A 5,179-nucleotide genomic window follows, 5' to 3' on the forward strand; every position below is an offset into this window, starting at 1 on the left:
CCTCGTCGATGACGAGGTGAGCCGTACGCCGCCGAAGGCGCAGCCGGACAACCTGCAGGTGCGTGCGGGTCGGACCTCGACGTTGCACGTGCTCGACAACGACTCAGACTCGCAGGGTTCGATCCTCGCCATCTCGCCCGGCGACGTCACGGCATCCGACGTCGACGGCATCGGCACGAGCGCGTCGGCCGACGGGCAGACCGTGCAGGTGACCGTCCCCGAGGAGCCGGCAGCCGGCTCCTTCTCGTTCAGCTACACCGTCAACAACGGCACGACCGCCAAGAACGGCCGCGCCACCGCGAAGGTCACCGTCCGCGTCGTCGGCCCCGACGTCAACACCCCCCCGAAGCTGCGACCGGGGCAGAGCCGGCTGGCCAGTGCCTCCTACCCGGTCGTCGCCGACGGTGCGGTCAAGGTCGGGGTCATCGCCGACTGGCGTGACGCCGAGAACGACCCGCTGCAGATCACGGCCCCCGACGCCTCGACGGGCGTGGACGGTGCGGGCGCCCTGACGATCCGCGCCGGCAGCAAGAAGGGCCAGCGGGTCGTCGAGTACAACGTCGAGGACGGGCGGGGTGGCTCGAGCAGGTCGGGCGTCACGATCAACGTGCTCGGTGACGACGACAAGGCCGTCGCGCCCCGCACGCAGCCCGACGTCGTGCGCGCCGTCGTGGGCAAGCCGGTGCAGCTGCAGCCCCTCGGCAACGACATCGCCGGCGCCGACCCCAGCGACCCGGAGGCCCACCTCCAGCTCGCCCAGGAGGTCAAGGGGCCGGGGCAGCTGACCCTCGACACCAACCTCGCCACCAACGTGCTGACCGTGACCGGGCGGACGCCCGGCACGTCGACGATCACGTATGCCGCCCAGAACGGCTCCGGCGTCACCGTCGGTCGCGTGCGGGTCGACATCCTCAAGCCGCCGACCGACGACCTCCCGCCGGTCGCGACCCCCGACGCCGCCGTGCTCCGCGGACAGGTGCCCGTCGTCGCCGACGTCCTCACCAACGACTACAGCCCGCGCAGCGACGTGCTCGTCGTCCAGAAGGTGACGACCGACAGCGCCTGGCTGCGGGTCTCCGTCGTGCAGGGCCGCTGGATCCGGGCCGAGGCGACGACGCCGGTCGTGGACAAGGACGAGCTGCGGGGCACGGTGGCCTACACGATCTCCGACGGCACGCAGACCGCCGTCGGCCAGCTCTCGGTCGTGCAGAAGCCGACGCCCAAGGACCAGGTGCGCCCGACCGTCACCGACGACCAGGCCATCGTCCGCGAGGGCGACGCGGTCACCATCCCCGTGCTCGACAACGACTCGATGACCGAGGGCATCCCGCTCGCCCTCGACCCGGGCGGCGTGCGCGTCGTGTCCGGTGGTGGCCAGGCCTTCGCCTCGGGCACCGTCGTGCGCTACGTGCCGGAGGCCAAGGACCTGACGTCGCCCGCCAGCGCCATCCTGGAGTACTCGACGTACCCCGAGGGCCTGCGGGCCCGCGCGGTCACCGGCCGGGTCGCGGTCACGATCAACCCCCTCCCGGATGCCGTCAAGCGGCCGAACGCCGACCCCAGCGCCCGTAGCTTCTCCGCGAGCGTCACGGCCGGCGACACCCTCTCCATCACCGTGCCGACGAGCGGCGTCGACCCCGACGGCGACCTCACCTTCGTCAGCGGCATCGTCGGCGAGGACGGCCAGGCCGTCGACCTCAAGCTCGGCCGCGTGCTCGGCTTCGGCGCCGCGACGATCCGCTACGAGGCCTACCCCCGCAGCGCCGGCACCGAGGTGATCCGCTACCAGCTGCGCGACCGCTTCGGCGGCACGAGCGAGGGCTTCGTCCGGGTCGGGGTCGTCCAGCCCGGCGACCCCCAGCCCCCGGTCGCGGTCGAGGACGACGTCCGGGCCGCCCCCGGGCGCACCGTGCGCGTCGACCTGCTCGCCAACGACCTCATCGCCGCCGGCGACTCCGTCGAGTTCGAGGACTTCGCCAAGCTCAACGGCGACGGGTTCGCCAAGGACTTCACGAAGCAGAAGGACGACTCGATCAAGGCCGTCGTGCCCCCCGAGGGCCCGGCCAAGGTGCTCACCTACGGCATCACCGACGGTCTCTTCGACCCGTCGCGCTCGACCCTGACGGTGCGCGGGCAGAAGGACTTCAACAACCCGCCCGTCGCCGTCGACGACACCGGCATCGCCAAGAGCGGTGAGACGAGCATCCTCGTGGACGCGCTGGCCAACGACCGCGACCTCGACGGCGAGCGCTCCAGCCTGACGATCACCAAGGTCGTCGGCGACGGCGCGGTCATCGAGCGCGGCAAGGTGCGCATCACGCTGCGCCCGACCGCACGCGTCGTGCCCTACCTCATCGAGGACGCCGACGGCGCGACCGCGATGGCCCTCATCTACGTGCCGGCGGGCGACAACGGCCTGCCCTACGTCGTGCAGGGAAAGACGATCACGATGGCCGCCGACTCCTCCGTCGACGTCCGCCTCGGCGACTACGTCACCGACCCCCGCGGGGGCACGGTCTCCCTCACCTCGCCCGACACCGTCTCGACCGCACCGTCGGCCGACCTCCAGCAGCAGGCGACGTCGGCCACGGCGATCCGGCTCACCTCGACGAACGGCTACGTCGGCCCGGCCGCCCTCATGCTCGAGGTGACCAACGCCACGGGCCCGGGCGACAAGAGCGCCCAGACGACCTACGTCACGCTGCAGGTGCAGATCGGGCCCGACGTTCCGGTGCTGCGGTGCCCGGCCTTCGCCGTCTCGATCCTGGCCGGCGGCGACCCGCGGCAGATCGACATCCCGCGCCTCTGCCACGCCTGGCTCCCGAGCGGGATGGACCCCGCCAAGGCCGTCTACGAGGCCTCGTGGGACCCGGGCATCGACCAGGTGGCGCTCACCCAGCAGGGGACGGGCGGCCGCCAGGTCGTCCTGCGCGCCGAGGAGTCGGCCCCCGGTGGGGCCACCGGGTCCGTCGTCGTCAAGGCGAAGGGGAGCAACGAGAGCTTCAAGATCGGCGTCCGGGTCATCGGAGCCCCGCCCAAGGTGGCCCCGAACCCCGACGACCCGCAGGACCCCAAGGCCCCGCCGCCCGTGCCGATCGCGACGCTGCGCCCCATCCGCATCGAGGGTCTCGTCGCCGGCACGAGCCAGACGGTCAACGTGGCGCAGTACCTCGACAGCAAGCTCGGCACGCGGGCCTGCTCCGTCACGGGAGCGACCCTCTCGTCGGGGTCGGGCGTCACGGCCGCGGCCTCCGGCTGCCAGCTCACGGTCTCGGCCACCGCCCAGGCCCGGGGTGAGGCCCGCCTCATCGTGCGCGCGACCGACGGTCCGGGGCGCCCCGCGGCGGTCGGCGAGCTGCTCGTGACCCTGCGCGGCAAGCCCGACCCGATGGCGGCGCCCGTCGCGGTCGCCGACCGCGTGCTCGGCGGCACGGCCCGCGTCGACTGGCGGCCCCCGCCCTACGACGGCGGTCTGCCGATCCTCGAGTACGAGGTCGCGGCAAGCAACGGGCCCACCCAGAAGTGCGCGGCCTCGCCGTGCACCATCACGGGCCTGACCAACGGCACGCCGTACACGTTCACGGTCCGCTCCCGCAACGCGGTCGGCTGGTCCGACCCGAGCCCGGCGTCCAACGTGGCGACCCCGGACAAGAAGCCGGAGGTCACCCGGATCTCCTCCATCACGCCCGGTGACCGTCGACTCACGGTGCGCTGGCAGCCTCCGGTCAACAAGGGCAGCGCGGTCACGGAGTACCGCGTCCAGTGGATCAACATCGGCAGCGGCACCGGCGGCGGCGAGGCCAAGGTGGCGGCGCCCGGCCTGAGCCGGGTGCTGAGCGGCCTCGTCAACAACGACGCCTACCAGGTGCGCGTGCAGGCCCGCAACGGCGCCGGCTGGGGCCCCTTCGGCGCCGCGGTCAAGGCACAGTCGTTCGGCAAGCCCGCCGCGGTGCGCGCGCCGAACCTCCAGCCTCGCGCAGCGGTGCCGGGCGCGACCAACGCCCAGGTCACGATCCGCTGGTCGTCGACCGATCCCAACGGCCCCGACATCACGAGCTACTCGGTCTACCGGCGCACCGGAGGCGGGGCGTGGAACCGCATCGCGACCCGTAGCGGCGGCCAGTCGCGCGTCGCGAGCGACACGGTGCCCTACGACGGCCAGACGGTGCAGTACACCGTGACGGCCACGAACGGCGGCCCGGCGACCTCCGACCGGGCCAACTTCAGCAGCTACGTGGCCAACGGCTACCCCGACCAGCCCGCGATGAACGGTGCCTCGACCCCGCGGTCCGACCAGACCGCCGACGTCAGCTACTCCGTCGGCGCCTCGCACGCGAGCGGCGGCCAGCGGGTGACCTACACGACGTCGTCGGGTGCGAGCGGCAGCTTCGGCTGCACCTCGGGCTCGTGCACCCAGACCACCGGTGCGCTGCCCCTCGGGCCGCAGACGATCACGGTGACCACCTGCAACACGGCAGGGCTGTGCCAGACGTCCGGCGGCGCCTCGATCTCGCCCTACGGCAAGACCCAGGGCGTGCCGAACCTCCGGGTCGCGAGCAAGGACGGCAACAGCATCACCTTCCGGTGGGGCGCGGCCGCGAGCAACGGGCGTCCGATCACGGGCTACGAGATCGACGGTGACCGCAACACCACCGTGGGTGCCGGCACCCGTGAGACGACGTTCAACAACCTCGGCTACTCCAAGAGCCGGACCATCCGGGTCCGCGCCATCGCGCAGGACTCGGGGCCCGGACCGTGGACGTCACGGGTGACCGGCACGACGGACCCGGAGCCGCCGCCGCCGGCGCTCACGATCACCACCCAGCGAGGGGGTCAGTGCGCACCGACGTGCACCCCGAGGCAGGGCTGCACGAGCCAGGACTGCCAGTGGGTGACCTACACCCTCGGAAACTTCACGAGGCCGATCAGCTGCTCCGTGTCGGGGTGGTCCAACCCCGACGACGGCACGGGCGGCTCGCACGAGCCGACCAACGGCTTCAACCGGTCGAACAAGTTCTACGGCTTCCCACAAGGGTCGGTGACGGTGACGTGTCGCAGCGCCGACGGACGGTCCAAGAGCGACACGAAGAACCCGTGGGGCGGGTGATGGGTACCGCCGCCAGGAAGCGTCGGGTCGGGGTCGTCTCGACCGTCGTGGTTGCTCTTGTCGCGAGTGTGT

Annotated in this window: 1 protein-coding gene; it reads left to right on the top strand. The window is 72.4% G+C overall.

What is annotated here, in order from left to right:
- Positions 1 to 16: 16 nt before the first annotated feature.
- The gene (locus tag ABD979_RS01585) at positions 17 to 5,107 is read left to right on the top strand and encodes an Ig-like domain-containing protein (protein ID WP_345505675.1); all 5,091 of its coding nucleotides are present in this window, start codon (positions 17 to 19) and stop codon (positions 5,105 to 5,107) included.
- Positions 5,108 to 5,179 lie beyond the last annotated feature (72 nt).

The sequence above is a fragment of the Terrabacter aeriphilus genome, assembly GCF_039542985.1.
Lineage (GTDB): Bacteria > Actinomycetota > Actinomycetes > Actinomycetales > Dermatophilaceae > Terrabacter > Terrabacter aeriphilus.